Origin of the sequence: Pantoea sp. B566 (assembly GCF_024793925.1) — a bacterium.
GTDB lineage: Bacteria > Pseudomonadota > Gammaproteobacteria > Enterobacterales > Enterobacteriaceae > Pantoea > Pantoea ananatis.
Map to the genome: position 1 here is coordinate 212,363 of NZ_JANUQL010000002.1, position 20,693 is coordinate 233,055.

Annotated in this window: 14 protein-coding genes; 8 read left to right on the top strand and 6 right to left on the bottom strand. The window is 51.2% G+C overall.

From position 1 onward, the window contains the following. Positions 1 to 41 precede the first annotated feature (41 nt). Both NYE92_RS00995 and NYE92_RS01000 read right to left on the bottom strand, forming a co-directional pair. A complete protein-coding gene (locus NYE92_RS00995) occupies positions 42 to 1,178 on the bottom strand; it encodes an ABC transporter substrate-binding protein (RefSeq protein ID WP_259018386.1) in 1,137 nt (378 codons plus the stop codon). After that, entirely contained in the window at positions 1,165 to 3,294 is a 2,130-nt protein-coding gene (locus NYE92_RS01000; RefSeq protein ID WP_210452129.1) for a TonB-dependent siderophore receptor, read from the bottom strand. The genes NYE92_RS00995 and NYE92_RS01000 overlap by 14 nt, the downstream gene beginning before the upstream one ends. A gap of 500 nt (positions 3,295 to 3,794) precedes the next feature. On the opposite strand from NYE92_RS01000, the gene NYE92_RS01005 reads away from it, so the two are divergent. From NYE92_RS01005 to NYE92_RS01025, 5 genes are all read left to right on the top strand, one after another. Continuing rightward, positions 3,795 to 4,673, top strand: a complete 879-nt coding sequence (locus NYE92_RS01005; RefSeq protein WP_014598196.1) for a MurR/RpiR family transcriptional regulator — start codon at positions 3,795 to 3,797, stop codon at positions 4,671 to 4,673. Positions 4,674 to 4,962: 289 nt separating this feature from the next. Next, positions 4,963 to 6,939, top strand: a complete 1,977-nt coding sequence (locus NYE92_RS01010) for an autotransporter outer membrane beta-barrel domain-containing protein (protein WP_259018434.1) — start codon at positions 4,963 to 4,965, stop codon at positions 6,937 to 6,939. 208 nt (positions 6,940 to 7,147) lie between these two features. Then, on the top strand, positions 7,148 to 8,020 hold the full coding sequence (gene rluF, locus NYE92_RS01015; protein WP_014598194.1) for a 23S rRNA pseudouridine(2604) synthase RluF: 873 nt from the start codon (positions 7,148 to 7,150) through the stop codon (positions 8,018 to 8,020). A gap of 15 nt (positions 8,021 to 8,035) precedes the next feature. After that, on the top strand, positions 8,036 to 8,551 hold the full coding sequence (locus NYE92_RS01020) for a GrpB family protein (protein ID WP_210448541.1): 516 nt from the start codon (positions 8,036 to 8,038) through the stop codon (positions 8,549 to 8,551). 260 nt (positions 8,552 to 8,811) lie between these two features. Next, on the top strand, positions 8,812 to 9,483 hold the full coding sequence (locus NYE92_RS01025) for a hypothetical protein (RefSeq protein WP_259018387.1): 672 nt from the start codon (positions 8,812 to 8,814) through the stop codon (positions 9,481 to 9,483). Positions 9,484 to 9,530: 47 nt separating this feature from the next. Here the strand turns inward: NYE92_RS01025 and NYE92_RS01030 are convergent, their stop codons facing one another. Continuing rightward, positions 9,531 to 11,327: an EAL domain-containing protein gene (locus NYE92_RS01030; RefSeq protein WP_259018388.1), complete on the bottom strand. Its 1,797-nt coding sequence runs from the start codon at positions 11,325 to 11,327 to the stop codon at positions 9,531 to 9,533. A 690-nt stretch (positions 11,328 to 12,017) separates the two neighbouring features. Here NYE92_RS01030 and NYE92_RS01035 point away from each other — a divergent pair. Continuing rightward, complete coding sequence (locus tag NYE92_RS01035) at positions 12,018 to 13,211, top strand: diguanylate phosphodiesterase (RefSeq protein ID WP_259018389.1); 1,194 nt, start codon at positions 12,018 to 12,020, stop codon at positions 13,209 to 13,211. Positions 13,212 to 13,697: 486 nt separating this feature from the next. Continuing rightward, positions 13,698 to 14,468, top strand: a complete 771-nt coding sequence (locus NYE92_RS01040) for a DeoR/GlpR family DNA-binding transcription regulator (protein ID WP_014333036.1) — start codon at positions 13,698 to 13,700, stop codon at positions 14,466 to 14,468. Between the two features lie 267 nt (positions 14,469 to 14,735). Here NYE92_RS01040 and NYE92_RS01045 read toward each other — a convergent pair whose 3' ends face one another. Next, positions 14,736 to 14,975 (bottom strand): hypothetical protein, encoded by a 240-nt coding sequence (locus tag NYE92_RS01045; protein WP_014598192.1) that lies wholly within the window; start codon positions 14,973 to 14,975, stop codon positions 14,736 to 14,738. Between the two features lie 806 nt (positions 14,976 to 15,781). Here NYE92_RS01045 and NYE92_RS01050 point away from each other — a divergent pair. Further along, positions 15,782 to 17,548 (top strand): sensor domain-containing phosphodiesterase, encoded by a 1,767-nt coding sequence (locus NYE92_RS01050; protein ID WP_259018390.1) that lies wholly within the window; start codon positions 15,782 to 15,784, stop codon positions 17,546 to 17,548. Positions 17,549 to 17,656: 108 nt separating this feature from the next. On the opposite strand, the gene NYE92_RS01055 is transcribed toward NYE92_RS01050, so the two are convergent. Then, positions 17,657 to 19,087 carry a 6-phospho-beta-glucosidase gene (locus NYE92_RS01055; protein WP_259018392.1) on the bottom strand — a complete coding sequence of 477 codons (1,431 nt, stop codon included), beginning with the start codon at positions 19,085 to 19,087 and terminating at the stop codon, positions 17,657 to 17,659. Positions 19,088 to 19,116: 29 nt separating this feature from the next. Then, positions 19,117 to 20,565 (bottom strand): PTS cellobiose/arbutin/salicin transporter subunit IIBC, encoded by a 1,449-nt coding sequence (ascF, locus tag NYE92_RS01060; RefSeq protein WP_028716053.1) that lies wholly within the window; start codon positions 20,563 to 20,565, stop codon positions 19,117 to 19,119. Between the last annotated feature and the right edge of the window lie 128 nt (positions 20,566 to 20,693).

Here is a 20,693-nt window from a genome sequence, read left to right on the forward strand (position 1 = left end):
GTTCTGGCTGCGCGATGTTCAGTCTGCCGCCAGACCGCGCTTTAAGGCGATGCTTTCTCCAGCGAATAAAAGTAGGTTCCTGAATAGGGAACAGGCAGGAACGTGGTGAATATCTGCTGCAGGGTGTGTTCCGGATCAACGTCTTTAAACCGATCCGGATAAAGGGTTTTAGCAAAAAATTCCGCTGCCGCAACGTGCCACGGGCTGAGATAAAAGTTGTGCCACAGCGCGGCAGCATGACCGTTATGAAGGGCCTGAAGCTGCTTAAGGCCATTTTGTTGCGCAGTCAGCTGGATCAGGGACGCGCGTGTTTCAGCCGAACTGATGGCGGGACCGATCTTCAGATCCGATGAATCGCCGCTGTCTCCGCTACCTGTCGCAAAATAAAAATCCGGATGCGCGACAATCACGGCTTCTTCATTCAGTCGGCCAAAAACGCCAGCCAGGGTTTTACCGGCAATGTTATCTCCCCCTGCCAGCGACAACACCTCGCCGAGACTGCCATTCACAGCGGTGACGCAACATTCATTGCGGCGGCCCAGGTGGAGCTGTAACAGCACGGTAGGTTTAGGGCCTTGATAACGGGCAAGGCGCTGCTGAATAACCTGCATATGTTGCTGATAAAACTGGTTGAACGCCGATGCACGCTGTGGCTGATCCAGTACATCCCCAAGGATGGCAACACTCCGCGTGGTGTTTTGCAGTAAATGGACCCGCAAATCGATTTTAACCACGGGAATGTTCGCCGCGTTCAACGCCTTTTCCAGCCGTTGCCCGGCGTCACTGCTGCGGGCGAGCTCGGGCAGGATCACCACGTCTGGTTTTAACGCAATCACCTGTTCAGGATTAATATCATTTATTCCATCAAAACCTAACGACGGTATGTTGAGCATCTCTGGAAATTTGTGCGCGAAAATATTCCATGTTTGCCGGTCATACTTCTTCAGATCCTGTGGCCAGCCGACCAGCCTTTTGAACGGATTGCCGGGTTCCAGCATGGCGAAGGTGTACAACATTCTGCTTTCGCCAAGAACAATACGCTGAGGACGATCGGGAATATCAACCCGATCGCCATTAATATCAGTAATCGTCTTGCCCCAGGCGACGCTGCTGACTGTCATGGAGAGCAGCAGGAGCAGGAGCCGCCAGATTGTTTTGCAGGGATTAGAATTCAACACGGGCTTGCACCATCAGGTTACGGGTTTCACCTTCACGTACGCGCAGGTTACCGCCGCTCGACGTGTAGTAGTGTTTGTTAAACAGGTTATTAAGATTCAGTCTTAACTGCGTTTTTTTACCCAGTAGCTGATTGTTCCAGGCAATAAAGCCGTCAGCGACAACGTAATCCGGCAAAGAGAAGCTGTTATCCGGATCGCCGGCGCGACTGCCAACATAGCGTGCGCCACCACCTACACGAAAATCACCGGGTAAACTGCTTATCACCAGGTTATGACTGAGGTAAAGCGCCCCGGCATTTTCAGGTGCATTCTGTAGGCGATGGCCGTTGTTGGCCGGATTAATTCTGTCATCGACGATTTCGGCATTGTCATAACTGTAATTGGCACTGATGTCCCAGTCGGGCGCCACTTCACCATTAACCTCAAGCTCAACCCCTTGAGACCGCGCCTTGTTAATAGGGCGGGTGGTGCCGTTAATGCTCAACGACATCTGCCTTTCATCAATGTTGTAGAAGGCGACCGAGGCGAAAAGGCGAGGGGTGATTTGCCATTTGCTCCCTGCTTCCCATGTCGTTCCCTGTTCGGGTTGACTCACATTGCCCGCATCATCAACATCGGTTGACGGGGTAAAGGATTTACTTATGCTGGTGTAGAGCGAAATATCTGGCGTGATTTTATAAATCAGCCCGGCCTGCGGCAGGAATTTATTCCCTTCATCATCCAGTGTCTGAACGACCGGGTTAAAACCTTTTGAAGCCCGTTGCTCATAATGTTGGTAACGCCCGCCCACGACGGCGATCCAGTCGGATGTCAGCGAAATACTGTCTTTGACATAAACCGAGCGGCTGTGGATACGGTTTAAGTTGTTGGCATTCGCCGTATTCTCTGTCGTGCTGTCGGTGACGGGAGACAGCATGTCATAAACCGGATTGAAATAGTTGAAGCGCCTGTCATTCTTGCCCTGATACTGATGCGCCCGGTAGGTTTGGTTCATTTCATAATCGGTGCCAAACACCAGCGCATGCGTCATGCCAAAAAGTTCCGGATTGCCCAGAACATCCCAGGAAACGTATTTGGTTTTTTGATTAAAGCCGCGATTGGCATCCGCGCGCCGGGTGACAACGCCGCTGGCAGGATCAATGGCCGTTACCCGCACCTCATTATTGTCATAACGGCGCTGATTCCAGCCAAGCGTCAGGCGCGTGCTCCAGCTGTCGTTGAACTGCCAGTCATAATGGGCGTTCAGCGCCTGATTGCGTCCCCAGGCATGATTGGCTTTATCGTCCAGCCGCTGTTTGTAGGGCAGTGAGAGGGGTGAGCCGTTGATAAACGCTGTGCCGCGATCGTAGGGAATATCATAACGATAATCGCTGTAACTGATTAACAGGCTGGCCTTCTCCCCATACCACTGAAGAGAGGGAGCCAGCAGCGAGTGTTCATCACTGCCAAAGTTACGCCAGTAATCCTGGCGTTGTTTTTCCGCGATGAGCCTGAAGGCAACGCCGTTGCCCAGTGGGCCCGTAACATCCAGCGTACCGGCACCGCCGCCTTCGCTTGCGTAGCGGCCACTGACCGCTGAGTGCCAGGAATATTGCGGCTTTTTGCTGATCACGTTGATGATCCCACCGGGATTCTGAATACCGTAGAGTAACGAAGCCGAACCCTTTAGCACCTCGACGCGTTCCGTGGTGGCATCCAGATTGAGTCCCTGGCTGCTGCGGATGCCGTCGCGATAAACAGACCCATCAGAATTACTCCCAAAACCGCGCCGCACAAAGCCATCTTCCGTGCCTGCCAGGGTGTTTGCTTCAGACACGCCACTGACAAAACGCATTGCATCACTCAGGCTGCTGGCCTGGTAGTCATCAAGCTGTTGTTGTGTCACGGTACTGACAGACTGTGCCTCATCCAGACGCGCCACCGGGGCTTTGCTGGCCACGCTGGTGGTGGGGATGGTGTAGCCATCGTGACGATCTGCGTCACTGGTTACCGTCACCGTATTATCACTGACCGCCGCCAGGCCTTTACCCGGGGCAAGCAACGCGCCAGAACACATCGCCAGCATGACTGCCTGCTGGATCCCCAGGTTTTTAATCTCGTTGGAACGTTTTTTCATTATTTTTTCGCTGATCATCAATGACAGAAATAAAGGGAATAACCCTGTGTATTGCGTGTATTTATTCAGCGACGGGCAGATAACCGCATCACCTCGCCCACGCTTTTTTGTAATTGATAATCATTCAATCATTGGCTGATGTAGTAGTAAACAGAAAAGAGAGGGTTTTCACTACATTCTGAAATGTTACCTGGCATGCAGTAAAAGCGGTGCGTGAATGACTTTATATATTGAATTTAATGATTTTTTTAATTCATGCTGGGCGAGTGAACGCGTAAGCTGTCCCAAGAGGAGGATCCTGTGTGCGATAAAATTGCTTGCTGACTACATTGTGCAGGGCCATTATCTGCAGGCGGGAAATGAGAAACATTATCCTTTATCCGGCTTATTGGGGCCTTCTGCATTCATGTTTCCGGCACTCATGTCGCTTCAGGATCAATACGTGCGGGAATAACATCACATGTTTACTAGTGAAAATGATAAGGCGGACGATCATCGCAATGCAGACTAAAAGCCGCGTTGATATCGTGGGTGAGCGTATCCGGTCACGTGAGCATCAACTCTCTCCACGCCTTCTGGCTGTCGCGCATTACATCAATAGCAACCGGGAAACGGTGCTTGACAGCACGGCGATGGATATTGCTGACGCCAATCATACCTCTGACGCCACCGTTATCCGCGCAATCCAGGCGCTGGGGTTTTCGGGCTTACGCGATCTGAAAAAAGTGCTGCAGGCCTGGTTCGGCCCTGGCATGTCGTCAGAGGAGAAGATGACAACCACGGTCAATGACGTAACGCGTGATGTCACCTCGTCAATAGACTTTGTTTTGCAGGGGCATCTTCATGCCTGCCATGTTTTATCCTCTGAGCAAAACCGTCAGGCGCTGGCCGAGGCTACCGGATTGATGATCGAAGCCCGTCAGGTTGCCATTTTTGGCATCAATGCCTCAGGCATCCTTGCGGACTACAGCGCCCGTCTGTTAAACCGAATCGGCCTGGCGTCATTTTCACTTAATCGGGCAGGGATAGCGCTGGCGGAGCAAATGCTGGCCTTGCAGCGCGGCGATGTGCTGATCATGATGGCGCAGAAGTCTGCCCACCGTGAGGGAAGCACCGTGGTGCGTGAAGCCAAAAGACTCGGCGTGCCCATTATTTTACTCACGAATGCCACTGACTCCTTTTTTGCCCGCGAAGCGGATGTGGTAATCAACGTTCCACGCGGTGGAGAGAAGGGGCGAATTCCGCTCCATGGCACCGTAATGGTTTGCCTGGAGATGATGATTTTGTCGGTTGCCTCCTCCCTGCCTGACCGCACCGTGAAAACCATGAAAAGACTGCAGGACCTTTACCGCGGGCTTAAGCCTGCGGCTAAAAAATAGCGCCTTCGTTGGGTGTCACACAGCTCCAACCTGATGAGGCCTGTCCACGGCCGCCAGGGTTGACGACATTGCCTCCGTCCTGGCCTCGCCGGGCACGTTTTTCGCGCTCCGGGCTCAGGTGCGGCTGTGGCTGGCACTTTTCGGAATTATAAAAAAAGTTTTCGTTTTTGCGAGCGCACCCCAGCTTTCACCTGGAGCCTTTTACTCTCAACGGCTATTACTGAGCCGTGATGTTATTTGCTGTTCTTCGATTTATCCATCCTTGTTACATCCCTGAGCGGAGCAAATGATGAAGAGAGCGCGTGTGTGGTTTCCTGTATCCTTAGTGGCGCTGGCCACGGTGAGTGCCCTGACAACACCGCTGCCGGCCATGGCATGGGACAGTCTTACCGTATTCGGTGACAGCCTGAGCGATACCGGAAATGTGGGTCGGTTTACCTATAATTCTGCAACCAATCCGCTGTATGACGAAATCCTTGCGCGGCAGGCAGGGCTTACCCTCCAGCCTTCTTCCCAGGGCGGCAGCAACTACGCGGCAGGCGGGGCCGTTGCCGTACCCGCTATTAATCCGCAGTTTAATACTCAGGATCAGGTGGCGCGTTACCTCGCATCGAACAACGGTCGGGCCGATCCCAACGGATTATATATTCACTGGATAGGCGGTAACGACCTGGCCGCAGCCGTTGCGCTTCCTCCGCTGGCAACCACCCTCATTGACAACAGTGCCGGTGCGGCCGCCAGTCAGGTGAAAGCGCTGCTCAATGCTGGCGCTGGCACCGTGATTGTGCCGACAATCCCTAACGTAGGCGCCACGCCCGCGCTGATCGAGGCGATTCTTCAGCCGTTTAGTGCCGCAGCCGTGTCCGCTGCCTTTCAGTCACTGGATGCTGCCGCAACGCCCAACAGTGCCGCCAGACAGCAGGCTATTCAGGCTGCGTTCAATCAGGCAGCCGGACAACTCTCCGGTGTCCCGGCGGTTCGCGATCTGATTGCACAGCAGTTATTCGCCGCCTGGCAACAGCTGAGCGCTCAGGCGGCAGCCTTGACGGCGCGGTACAATCAGCTGGAGGAAAACGCGCTGGCAAATACCCAGGGAAATATCGTCCGGGTTGATATTAATGGGCTCTTTAGTGAAGTCATCGACAACCCCGCGGTTTATGGATTGAGTAATACCGCAGGCATGGCCTGTCCGCCCGGAACCTCCTCCGTTGACTGTACCTCATCAACAGCAGGTTTTTCGTCCCAGCAAAATTATCTGTTCGCCGATCGCCTTCATCCCAGTCCGGCGGTACATGCCATCATTGCCGACTACATTCAGTCAATTCTGGATGCACCCGCGCAGGTTGCGGTGCTGACGCAGGCCCCGCTGGCCATGCTGCATGACATGCACAACACACTGGATGGCCATCTTCAGCAGCAGCGCAAGCAACCCGCTGAGGCCGGTGAGTTCACCGTATTTGGCGGTTATGCCGGTCAGCATGCCCGCAATAAAAACGATGTTTTCAATGATGGCGACACCGATACCGCCAACCTGTCTGTGGGCATCGGTTATCAACTGAGCGATAACTGGCAGGCCGGTGCGTTGCTGTCGACCGCCAGTCAACGCCAGCATCCCTCTGATCGGTATGATTACCGACTGCGTGGCAATATGGTTGCGCTCTGGAGCCAGCTGCAGCTGATGGATCGGCTCTGGCTTAACGCCGACGTCCACTATGCGGATCTGGATTACGACGCAATAGAACGGCGGATAAAACTTGGACCTGCAACGCGAACGGAGCAGGGAAGCAGCGGGGGTAAACTGATGGGGCTGCGCGTCCAGACAGGCTGGGATTTACCGTTAGGCGAGGTCATCACTACCGGTCCGGTAGCCAGCTATGCACTGGACTACGTGCAGGCAGATGCTTATCAGGAACGGGGCGACAGCAGCAGCGCCATGCGTTTCTCCGATCAAACGCGGCACTCACAGATTGGCGCAGCGGGCTGGCGTATCGACACCCAAGGATTATGGATAAACCCCTGGGCGCAGGTCAGCTATAACCACCAGTTTGGCGACACCGACTCAGCCGTGAGCGCGGGGTTAAAATCTACCCGCACGACCTTCCGGCGCACCAGCGCAGGCCAGGATAAAGACTGGGTGGATATGGCCGTTGGCGCCAATGTGCCCTTGGGCGAGGCGGTGACCGCATTTGCCGCTGTTTCGACGGTAGTGGGTGACCGTGATTATCGCGACGTCACATGGAACCTGGGCCTGAGCGCTCGTTTTTAAGAGGATGTTGTCGCAGGGACGCGATAAAGGTTTGCTTGCTCATGAACCCGGGCGCTGGACTGACGGATACCCCGGCCTGTGTCCTGAGGTCATCGCCACGAGATAAATCGTTACCTGGCTGAGGGAGGGTGAACGGCTCAGAAAGTTTGACGGATCCCGCTTCGCAAGCGGGTTTCGGTAAGGTATAGTGCGCGTTTTTGGAGGAACCATGCTGACCCAATCATCTACACGGCTCAATAAATACATCAGTGAGAGCGGAATATGCTCCCGCCGCGATGCCGATCGCTTTATCGAACAAGGCAACGTTTTCATCAATGGCAAGCGCGCGGCGGTAGGTGCCCAGGTCTTTGCAGGCGATGTCGTAAAAGTGAATGGTCAGTTAATTGAGCCACGTGATGAAGATGATTTGGTGCTGATTGCGCTGAACAAGCCAACCGGCATTATTACCACTATGGAAGAAGGCGAGCGCGATAACATCAGTGATTTTGTCAATCACAGCAAGCGCGTTTTCCCTATTGGTCGGCTTGATAAAGATTCTCAGGGCCTAATTTTCCTGACCAACCATGGCGATCTGGTCAATAAAATTTTGCGTGCCGGCAACAACCACGAAAAGGAATATGTGGTGACCGTCGATAAGCCTGTTACCGACGAATTCATCGCGGGCATGGCGTCAGGTGTTCCCATGTTGGGTACGGTAACCAAAAAATGCAAAGTAAAGAAAGAAGCGCCTTACGTGTTTCGTATTACGCTGGTTCAGGGGCTTAACCGGCAAATCCGTCGCATGTGCAAACACTTTGGCTATGAAGTGACTAAGCTTGAACGCACGCGCATCATGAACGTCAATCTTAAAGGGATCCCTTTAGGAGAATGGCGCGATCTCACGGATGATGAACGGGTTGAACTGTTTAAGTTACTCGAAAATTCCTCTTCAGAAGACAAGCCAGCGAAGAAAACACCACAGAAGAGTCCGGCGGCAAAGAAACCGGCAAAAAATGCCGTTAAACAGGGCGAAAAGTCAGAGGATAAACCGGCGTCACGCAAGCGCTTTACCCAGCCGGGTCGTAAGAAAAAAGGGCGCTAGAACGGATGCGCATCAATGAGTCGTTTCCCTTTGATTATCCGTGAATACCGGCCCGAATGGACGGATCACTTTTCTACCGAAGCTGCCGTTATCGCGGCGGCATTGGGTGAGCATCTTGTGGCTATCCACCACATTGGCAGTACGGCTGTTGAAGGGTTATCAGCCAAACCTGTCATCGATATTCTGGCAGAAGTGATGAATCCTGATGCGCCAACAGCAGAGTCTGGGCTAATACAGGCAGGCTATCAACCGCGCGGAGAAAACGGTATTCCGGGAAGACGCTATTTTACTAAAGGTGTTCAGGCGCGGACCCACCAGATTCATGCTTTTCTCCCGGGGAGTCCGCATATCATACGGCACCTGGCGTTCCGGGATTATTTGCGACACTTTCCCGCGATTCGCCATGAATATGCTGCGGTCAAATACGCCGCACAACGTGCCTGCCAGGGCGATATGAAGATCTATCGCGCATTGAAACATGATTTTATTCAGTTTCATCAGCAACGCGCACTGGCGCTCTTTCCCTTCTGATTTCTTCCACAGCCTCGCTCTCCATTACCCGCAACTTTTCTGAAATTGTGTTTCTGCCCTCTACACTTTTTCACTCAGCAGCAAGCGCGTACTGGCGTTTGCCGAAAGTGCCTGAAACGATGAGATAAAGCATGTGGGAACAGCCGATGCGTGCGAGAAAGCGTCAGGCCAGTGCCTCAGGCCGCATAATCAGAAGACGCCACCTTTTCAGGATGAAAACGACATGGCAGGATAAGCCAAATTACTAAGGAGTGGGCCTGATGTTACTGAAAGGTATGAATGATCCGTTACTTAAAGCGTATCAGCATCCAAAATCAAGGTTGATGATCAGTCGTTTCAGAGGGTTAGCGGGGGATCGTCGTCTCAGTGACTGGCAGGTTTTTTGTATTCTGGTCAACGGATTTACTAATTACTGGTACGTATTATCCGGTAATTTCAACATCCATGTTGAATATACTAAAACGCGGCAGTTCGATTTCATGCAGGATTTTTTGCATTTTTCTGTCACGCTCGATGGCTTATTAAGCGACGCGCACTTTCGCTGCCCCGATTTTATTTTGCCGCATTATGATGTTCCTTATGAATTTTGCCGCTGGCGCAGCAAACGCGGTTATGATTCTCCGGTGACGTATGTTGGCAACCACGGTGTTAAATCCCATAAAGGTCTGTTTATTGCCAGCCACGATGCGACGCGAGATGAGTACCTGATGAAATGGGAAGGAACAGTCACGGTTTTTGATAAAGCCTTTTTTAAAATGGGAAGTTTTCAGACTGCCTGTGACTTTTTAGTGAATGATATGACAAAAACCATTCGTGAAGGCGTGATCAAGCATTTGAGCCTGTATCGTGACCTGTATAATTATATTTTTCCCTCGCCCGTGGAAGCGCGTATCCAGGCGCGTGACAATAAACGTTATTTGGCAAAGAAATAAACAATCGGCCAGACCTCTCCTCGCAATCCGTTCAGAAGGGTAAACCGTTAGTGTCCGGAAGGCTCGCCAGGTAACTTCCAACGCAGCCAGGCATCCAGTTCAGTTTCGGCCATGGGCTTGATATTGAAATATTCATATGCGACATCATTATCTTGCGGGGGAGCGGCAAGGGGTGACGTCGCAGCGGGAAAGCCGGTTTCATCCGCTAAGACGATCGTATTAAACTCTTTTAAGGTGCTAAAAATACTGTGCGCTATCAGACGTGAAGTGATTTTTGCATTGATCGCGTTTGCCAGGACGTTATTAAGCTTGATGATGACAGGCGGGCTTTGGCGAAGGTAGCGTATTTTGCTATAGCCTTTAGCGGCATCCTCCCACGACATACTGAATCCCAGACGTCTGAGCATTTCCAGCCCCAGCATGGCGGCCGGACTGTCAATGATATGCTCCGTTTTCACTATCTTGATGATGAGCAGTGAGACCGGCAGCCCTGCCTTTAGCATTTTCTCCGCCAGCTTTTCTGCAAAAGCGACGTCAGCAACATCTCGCTCGTGAAGACTTATCGTTACAGGTAACTGAATAGGGTGATGCCGGAGACGCTTAAGGCGGCAAATAGCGCGGTCGACCAGCCAGGCTGTGAGCTGTTTGTCCAGCTCTGTTCCCTCAGCCAGCGTGACAAAATTATCTGCCGGCAGGTCGCCGCGCAACGGATGGTGCCAGCGCATCTGTGCTTCAAGGCCCACAGGTTTGCCGCTTTTCAGGCATACCTTGGGCTGGAAAACTAAATATAAACCGTGATTGTGTCGTAAGGCTTCTGCCAGTTCACTCATCAGGGTAAAATCTGGCGCACGGCCTGAATCGCTCAATTCATCAAGACGAAACGGCGAGACCTTTTGGTCACTCTCATATTCCAGCGCATTGACTGCTCGTCGGAGAACCTCATGGGCGGGGGCATCACCGGCAACAAAATCTGTTTGCCCGACGCAGGTGGTCAGGGCCATAGTCAGACCATCACCGACATCAGCACTGATTCCATTCAGACGCTCGACCACCCAGCGCGCACTGATGTGGCTGTCAGTATGGGTTAAAATCGCAAAACGCCCGGTGGCGATAGTATAAAGCAGGCCGCCACTGATTGGTCGAAGGCGTAAAGGCAGAAGCGTCGCCACATCTTTAAGCAACGACTCCAGCGATGCCATACCTAACGATCGGGATAATTCGAACGCGCGTGACATATCGATACAGTCAATCAGCACCAGACGGCGAGAAGCCGTGTCGTTCAGATTAGCAAGGAGCTGTATATCACGAACAAGACGTTCCCGATTCGCCAGGCCAGTAACCGGTTCGACAAAAGCCGCAGAGTGCCAGGCGTCAAGGAATGCGACAACTAACGCTGCCAGGGATTCAAAGATATTTTTTTGCTGGTTGTCGAAAGGGCGCGGTACCGTATCCGTTACGCACAGCGTCCCCAGCATCAGGCCATTTTTGTTTTTTAGCGGCGTGCCGACATAAAAGCGGATGAAAGGCGCATGCGTTATTAACGGATGATGAGCAAAACGTGCATCACGGCAGGTATCCGTGACAACGACCGTTGCGCCGCCTTCGACCACGTGCCGGCACAAGGCCTGCTCGCGAGATGAATCTTGCAGCTCAATATTATAACTGGCGCGAACAATATGCTGTTCATCGGTCAGGACGGTAATATAACTTCCATGGGTGCCCAGCAGCTGGCTGGCCAGACGCAGAAATTTCTTCAGACCTTCATCCCGGCCGCGATCGGAAATGCTGAGTGCATTTTTTTCACTGGTGCGGTGAGGTTCCTTTTTAGTGTATTCCATAGACATTCCCGCTCCTGCCCGTTTGCTGAATAGAACTGCAAAAAAAGAGTGTACGACAAATGCTGGAAATAAAACCCAATCAATATAAAAGGCAAAAGCAATTAATTTATTTCTTGTGGAGAGTGAGGGTAGGAATTATAAAGTTTTCATGTCTTTTTACTTAATGCAAATTGTATCCTTTTTTTTGGCGTTGTTTTTTGGTTAAGAAGTTTGATGCTGAAATATTATAAATAATAGTGCGGCCATTTTAATCAAACGATTCACTTTTATTTTATCATTCAGCCCTAAATTAAATTTCAGGTATTGTTCGTTTTTTTTAATGTATACATACCGGGTCTTATGTCATTTATGCGTTGTGCATTACGCCGCCTGACGGGATGGCACTCAATGGTTACGTCTGCAATGTAAGCTAATACAAGGCATTATCTTGTCTCAATGGCGGGCGGTAACGAGGCGTTAAAGTCAACCAATAAGCTATGTCGGGATCTTTACGGTGAATAGGCATTTTTAAATAAATAACCTTAATGAATAGGTTTCACGACGCCACAAGATTAATCCGGATCGTGCCGCGATGAAGCGTCGTCACCGTAGTATATTAATGTAAATTATTGTGCCTGTTCGCGAACCGATACCTGCATGTTTGGACAATAACTGATAAGCTATCTTCTACAATCACGACGACGTTGGAGCTGCCCTTTGCTGATTACCATTATTTATCGCAGCCACATTTCGGATGACGTTCCTGTTAAGACGCTTCCAGGAATGGTGGATGATGCCAGCATACTTAATGCTTCCCATGAAGTGACAGGCATTTTGTTGTTTAATGGCACACATTTCTTCCAGTTGCTGGAAGGCCCGGAAGAGGGCGTTCTTGCTATTTACCAACGTATCTGTGCCGATCGCCGACATCACAACGTGGTAGAACTGATGCGTGACTACGCGCCATCTCGTCGCTTCGGTAACGCCGGAATGGAGTTGTTCGATTTGCGTGAACACGATCGTTCAACCGTACTTCAGGCGGTTCTCGATAAAGGCACCTCCAAATATCAGCTAACCTATGCTGACAGAGCGCTGCAGTTCCTGCGTACCTTCGTAGAAGCGCGTGAAAAAGAAAACTACTACGAGGTATTACCGTCAGAATACTGGGAATTCATTCCTGAAGCGCCTGCCTCAAGCGCGGCAAAATCCTCTCCTTCGGGTATCACCTTCCGACCGGTTGTTGATCCCCTTGCCAGGCAGGTGACGGCTATTGAGGCGATTACGGATACGCGCCACAGCGGCAGCGATCCCAATGGGTCGGATAAAAAGTTACATGATGCCGACCTTGATGCCGTGATTAAAGCTTTCGAGATGGCAGGCAGGGCCTGTCCGGATGAAATGACCCTGTATGTCAGCCTGCTTCCTATGACGCTGGTGGTCGTGCCGGACGCCGTTGCCAAAATTGTTGCAACCATCAACGCCTCAGGTCTGGTGCCGGAGCAGGTGGTCATTGGCGTCAGTGAAACCGAAGTTATTTCACGGCTGGAAGCCTTTTCCGTGGCTGTCAGGGAGCTTAAAGCCGCCGGTATCAGCCTGTCCGTTGATAACTTCGGTGCGGGCTCGGCGGGATTGTCATTGCTGACCCACATTCAGCCCGATCGCATTCGTATTGATTCCAGTATCACCACGGATGTTCATCGAAGCGGCCCGAAACAGGCAGTTGTTCAGGCGATCATCAAATGCTGTTCAGCATTAGAAATCACGGTAATTGCCGCAGGCATCGTGAAAGCGGAAGAGTGGATGTGGCTGGAGGCCGCGGGCGTGATCAACTTTCAGGGCAGTCTGTTTGCGTCGCCAGATTCGGGGCAGTCCGATGCGGTTGCCTGGCCAGAATATCGTGACGCCATGTAAGTATGCTCATGCCGTTATAACGTCATAGTCTGAACGTTTATCGGTAATCTATTCCTGGCAGCACGGAACGCTGCTGTTATTCCACTTATGCTCTACGTCCCCGCCCTGTATTATCCTTCTTTACTGCTACGCATTTTGAATTCAGCCTGAATATCGCCATTTTTACCGATCCGCTATCTTCTATCGCGAGTCATTGTTAATCGTCAGGCAGCCAGCAAGAGTGCTGGTGTGGTGTTGCGAAAGGGATGAATAACGATTCCTCGTACTCCGCGACAATATTTAATGTCTCCACTTTTCGTCAGAGAAATTAAAACGATTTTACCTGAACAGTCTGAGCAGGGTGGTCAGGAGGCGGGCGCATAAAGCGGTATTACTCACCAGTGAGCTGAGTTAATCACCTTTCCAGAGATTACCTGGACACAAAAAGCACAGTTTGCGATCATGGCAGCATTACGGAAAATAAAAACCTGTTCAGGTACACATAACATGAAAGAAAACAGTCGCTTAGAATCGATCATGAATTATCTTAAAGGCAACAATCTGGTCACGGTTGAACAGCTTGTTACGGTGACCGGTGCGTCACCTGCGACCATAAGACGCGATCTGATTAAACTCGATCACGAAGGTGTCGTCAGTCGCACGCATGGCGGCGTTACCCTGAACCGGTTTATCCCTTCTCAGCCCACGACGCTGGAAAAGTCGTCGCGCAATCTGGCTGAGAAACACGCGATTGCCCGCGTTGCGGCCAGTTTTATCAAAGCCGGTGATGCGGTGATACTGGACGCCGGTACTACCATGTTTGAGCTGGCGCGACAGATTACCCATATGCCTTTGCGTGTGATCACCAACGATCTCCATATCGCGCTGTTTTTGTCTGAGTTCAAACAGATTGAAGTGACAATTATTGGCGGTCGCATTGATGAAAGCAGCCAGTCGTGCATTGGTGACCACGGGCGAAAACTGCTTAATAATATTCATCCGGACATTGCCTTCCTGAGCGGTAACGGATGGGATGGGGTTAAGGGCGTGACGTCGCCTACAGAAGAAAAGGCCGCGCTCAAACGGGACCTGATCAGGAACGCCCAGCGCCGAATTTTACTGGCAGACAGCTCAAAATATGGCGCATGGTCGCTGTTCAACGTGGTGCATTTGAAGGAGCTTACGGATATTGTCACCGATGCCAACCTGGATAATGAGATCCGGCAAAGGTTGCTGTCAAACCCACTCCCTGCGCTGACGATCGCGGAACCCGTGTAACACGCCGTTGCCTATGGCGGTGTTGCAGACCCATCGGGTGCGGATGAGTGCGTGGCGGAACAGCGCGTTAACCGCGTGGCACAGATTATTGCCCGGGCATGGCATCAAGATTTGCCCAGAGGAGCGCGCGGCTGAGAAAGGATTAAGGGTTTGCGACAGGATAAATGCGTCAGGCAGGTACCAGGGTTGGCGCCAGAACACGACATCGCTGAACCGGCTGATAAAATACGCGCCTGGGTCACGCAACCGTTATCCCGCCAGCGAGCGTTACTCGTCTATCAGGGGTTTGAGATACAAGCGTGTATCGCCGTCTTCACCATGTTTTGGGTGCCAGACCATGGCTGCATTTTCATCGCCGATGTAGGTCATCCCCAAAGGTTCTATGACTGCATAGGGCCGCGCGAAAGCGGCCCGGTAGGCCAGTAACTCTTTTGCCATTGCCACAACCTGATGAGAAACGTCGTCGGGGTGGGTGACAATGTGATTCAACTGTTCTTCAGTCAGCATACTTCCATTCCTGAACACCCAGCCCATAAACGAAGCCATCTGGCAGGGGTTTTAAATCTGTTAATTATAGTCAAACGGGTTACCGTCAGCTTTCGTCATTGCTCAACGCTCAACGCTCAACGCTCAACGCTCAACGCTCAATGGACATGACCCATATTGGCTGTAGGGCGTAGCTTACTACGGGAAGGACAGATTTCGAAGGCCTGTTGACAGCGGTGCAGAAGAAAGGAAAGGGCAGCAGGACAGGCGTTACCTTATGCGTCGATAAATCAGACAGAAAAGACGCGACAGGTGGCCTGCGACATCTTGACTATTTATAGCCATATGATCGCGGTTGGTGTTGTTGGCTTCAGCAACAGGGTAGCGCGCGTTTTACGCTTGTGCATGAGCCGCCATTTTCGCTTCCGCCCCGTCAGGCTCAGAGAATGAGGCGGTAACGCGTTACACAAAACGATCTGAAGATATTGCTGAAAGAGCGGTAAGCGCAACAGCTGAACGCATTTTCATGTTATAGCCTGCGGTTATTCAGGCAGGCAGCTGCGCTTTTGATGAGGTGAATGATAAATATGCCCGGAATAATCAGGTCGTTTATTCGATTGCTTCACTTTGGCTTGCACTCATGTGTGCTATCGACATAGCGGACGACGCGGTTTCTCGTTAAAAATCTTAGAAAAAAGTTCCGGTCATGTTATACAGTCTCGCATAGCCCTTGTTTGCGATAAATCGTCCTTTAACAGGGCGCTAAATATTTAAATTTAGGCTAAATTAGTTTCTGCGTTTTTGCACCCGCACAAGGGGAGGCTGTTGTGCACAATAATCAAAGTGGCAATGACGAAAATCGTCTCAAAGCGGTTAAAGCACTTTTGTCACCTGATGTCACCAGGGATGAGGTGCTGGAAAAGTTTGTTCATCTTGCCGCGCAGGTACTGGGCATTTCAGGCAGTTTTATTTCTATTATTGATGATAAAAATCAATATATTAAGGTTTCCCGTAATTTCAATCTTAAAGAATCCGCACGAGAAGTTTCCCTTTGTCGTCACGTGATTGACGGTGACGGACAGCTCGTTGTGCAGGACACATTACAGGATAACCGCTTTACCTTTCATCCACTTGTTGAGGGTGAGCCGCACATTCGGTTTTATGCAGGCGTGTCGTTATCTAATCTGGAAGGGCTGGTTTTAGGCACGCTTTGCGTGACCGACACAAAGCCTCATATGTTTAGTGATGAGCAACTGGACACCTTAAAGTCGCTGGCAAAACTGGTTAGTTCTTTTCTGGATGCCTGGAATCTTGCCAGTTTCACGGACCTGATCACGCTTTTACCCAACCGGCCCCGACTTATTCGCGACATGCAGCAGTTGGCCGTCAATAATCCCGATCGTCGTTTTCGCCTGATCCTCATCGACTGTCTTGATATTCCACAGGCGTATGAGTTATCCCGTACTTTTGGCATTGCGCCGGTAGAAAACCTGCTCAGACAAATTGCCGGACTGGTCGGTGTTCGTCTTCAACTGCAGTCAGATGACATGCTGTATTCATTTGCGCCCGGCCGGTTTGCGTTAATACAACCTTATCTTGGTGGTTATAATGCGCAAAGCACCGTTGAGGTATTAACCAGCCTTAAAGCAGATTTAGCGGATAACATTACGATTGATATTGATGTTTATACGGGTGAGACAGAGTTTGTTTCCCGCGACATCGATGCGAATGAAGTGGTGCGCCAGGCGGTTAGTGCATTACACGAATGTATCCATCAAAACATGGGCGCCATGACGTTCGATCATGCTTATGATTCGCGTCGCACTGAAGATTTTTTGATTATGAACGATCTGGCTCAGGCGCTTAAAAAAGATGAAGGCCTGTACCTCGCTTATCAGCCAAAGGTCTGTTTAAAAACGGGAAAAACCGTAGGGCTTGAGGCTTTGATCCGCTGGCACCACCCGGAGAGAGGCGAACTGTTTCCGGCCGACTTTATACCGCTGGCCATTAAAACCAACCTGATTTCTGTCCTCACTGACTGGGTTATCGATCGCGTCATTATTCAGCTTAAGCAATGGAACAACGAGTTTGAACTTATCCCGGTATCCGTGAACGTCAGCGAGCGTGACTTTTCCAGACCAGAGTTTGCTTCTGGCTTAGCCAGTAAAATGCAGGCGGCAGCCTTGCCGACAGCACTACTGGGCATTGAGTGTCTGGAAAACGAGCTCATTACGGAGAGTGATATCGCCATTAACGGGCTGGAGGCGCTTAAAGCTCAGGGATTTGTTATTTCACTGGACGACTTCGGTACGGGCTACAGTAATATCAGTTATCTGCAGGAAATACCGCTAGATGTCATTAAGGTCGATATGTCTTTAATTGGCCGAATGGATGGCGATCATGCATCAAGAATCATCGTGCGGAGTATTATCATGATGTTGAAAGAGCTGAACTATACGGTACTGGCAGAAGGCGTTGAAACTGAAGCCACGTTGAGTTTGCTGAAGCAATACGGTTGTGACCAGATACAGGGTTACTTCTTTTCGAAGCCGCTCCCGGCCAGCGATATCGAACACTGGTTGCTGCAGAAGTAAATGCCCTGAAGGCGACAGTCAGTGTCGCCTGAAAAGCAGGACAGCCTGCTTCAGGGGGTTTTGCCAGCAGCGCTTCAGTCGGTTAAGAGGCTGAAGCGCGCTGTGCGATTAATCCAAATCCCTGCCGTTACTTTCTATCACCTTTTTATACCACCAGAAGGACTTTTTCCGCCGCCGGGCCAGCGTGCCTTCTCCACGATCGTCACGATCCACATAAACGAACCCGTAACGTTTGCTCATTTCGCCGGTTGATGCGGCAATCAAATCGATACAGCCCCATGTGGTATAGCCGATAACATGAATACCGTCTCCGATCGCATCGGCCATCGCCCGGATATGTTCGCGCAGGTAGCTGATACGATAATCGTCAATAATTTCGCCTTTCTCCGTTAACTCATCGCGTGCGCCCAGGCCATTCTCGACCAGGAAAAGCGGCTTCTGATAACGGTCATACATCATATTCATGGTTATGCGCAGGCCAAGCGGATCGATGCCCCAGCCCCATTCACTCCGCTGAATATGCGGGTTGGTGAGGGATTTCACCACGTTTGCCGCGCTGCTATTGTTGTCATTCATCTCGGCCGAAGCACATCGGGATGCATAATAGCTGAACGACACGAAATCGACGGTATGCTTGAGTATATCCGCATCACCGTCTGCCATTTCAATCTGAATCCCTTTTTCGCGGAAAAGGCGCGCAGCGTAGGCGGGATAAGCACCTCGCGCCTGAATATCAATGAAAAACAGGTTTTCACGATCTTTTTGTAGCGCCGCCCAGACATCTTCAGGTTTGCTCGACCAGGGATAAAAATTGCCACCAGCCAGCATGCATCCCACCTGATTATCAGGGTTGATTTCATGCGCGATTTTTGTCACCAGGGCGCTCGCGACCAGTTCATGGTGAGCTGCCTGATATTTAACCTGCTCACTGTTTTCACCGGGTTCAAACACTAATCCGGCACCCGAAAATGGGCTGTGCAGCATGATGTTAATTTCGTTAAAGGTCAGCCAGTACTTCACTAAACCATCAAATGCGTCAAAACAGGTGCGGGCATAGCGGGTAAAAAACTCAATCATTTTACGATTACGCCACGAACCGTATTGCGTAACCAAATGCATGGGAACGTCAAAATGGCAGAGCGTCACTAAAGGTTCAATGCCATGTTTACGACATTCGGTGAACATATCACGATAAAAAGCCAGGCCCTGTTCATTCGGCGTGCTTTCATCGCCACGCGGAAAGATACGGCTCCACGCAATTGAGGTGCGAAAGACGGTAAAGCCCATTTCTGCCATCAAGGCAATGTCTTCCCGATAACGATGATAAAAATCGATCGCAGTATGGCTGGGATAGAATTCGTCATCGCGCAACTCAACGCGTTTTTCCTGCCCCAGCTTTACTGGCATACGCGTGGGGCCAATGGGGATCATGTCAACGGTAGTGAGTCCTTTCCCGCCTTCAAGAAAAGCGCCTTCTGACTGATTGGCGGATAAGGCACCGCCCCATAAAAAGCCTTCAGGGAATGTTGCTTCAGACATGAAATCCTCTTTAACAGGGTCATTAATGATCAGCTGGCGTTAGCCGCTTTCGTTTGTTCGGGGGATGCGCCAGGTTGTGATGGCGCCGGAGGGGTGGTTTCTGGAATATCTTCAAAACCCAGAATCAGGGTAAGAATGAACGACAGCACCACGGAAAGTACCATTACCGCGACAACCCAGACAATCGACAGGGGATTGGTCGGGTCAAAAAACTGGACGCTGGTAAATAAACCCGGTGAGGCCATTGAATGGCTGGCCAGACCGCCTATGCCGGCCACGGCACCGCAGATGAATCCACTGATCAAACTGGCAATTAAGGGGCGTTTTAATCGCACTGCCACGCCGTATAGAGCAGGTTCGGAAATGCCAGCCACAATAGCGGAGGCCGCCGCCGCCAGCGCGGTTTGACGTAATTCGCGGTTTTTTGTTTTAAAGGCCACCGCCAGCGACGAGCCGCCAAGCGATAAATTGGCGCCAATCTCAGAAGGCATCACCATGCCTTCTTTACCCGTTTCGGCAATGGTCTGGATGATGGTGGGAGTAAAAACCCGATGCATACCTGTCATGACCAGCAACGGCCACAGCCCACCCATAATGGCCACAGAAAGCCAGCCCAGATAACCGTGAATGGTGTAAACCAGAGCGGAAATCCCGCTGCCGATCCAGATACCAATCGGGCCTATCAATACAATGGCGATCGGCGCGGCGATTAACACGATCAACATAGGCTTAAGGAAGTTTTTTGTCACTGCAGGGGTGATACGATCCACCCCGCGTTCAATGTGAGACAAAATCCAGGTCATCACCAGCGCCGGTATCACCGTATAGGTATACTTCACCGCCGTGACCGGGATAAAAGCAAAGTCGACGTGTTGTCCCTGTGCGGCTTTAGCCATGAGGTCAATAAAGTTGGGATGCACCAGCACGCCAGCAATGGCGATAGCCAGTGACATATTGGTTTTGAATTTCAGCGCGGCAGACGCCGCCACCATAATGGGCAAAAAGAAGAAGGCACCATCACCCATCACGTTAAGTATGATTAGGGTTGATGAGCCTTTCTCAAATACGCCAGCCATATCCAGTATCATGGCCAGTAGCTTGACCATTGAACCGCCGATAATAGCCGGAATCAGCGGTGACATGGTGCCAACCAGCGCATCCAGAATGCCGGCGCCTACGCTTTTAAGCGTCATTTTGCGTTTTACGGGCGCGGCGCCGTCCGACTGCGGTTCGCCTAATGCCAGCACGGCCTGATAAGCCTTTGCTACCTCATTACCAATAATCACCTGTAACTGAGTATCGGTATGAACAACGCCCATGATGCCGTTAATGGCTTTCAGGCCGGCAAGGTCAACCAGATGGTCGTCCTTCACCACAAAACGCAGGCGGGTCATGCAATGGGTTACCGCACTGATATTAGTCAGGCCACCCAGCTTACTGACGATAGCCTGTGAAATCTCTGCATAATTTCCTGGCATGATTTTATCTCGTAGGGAAGAGGAAAGTGCGCTCGGGTTTCCGCTCTCACCGTCGTGTTGTTGTTTTACTTCGCCAGTCAGCCTGCCTTACTCTGCATCTGACCCACGGTGCGGCTAAATAGGAAACC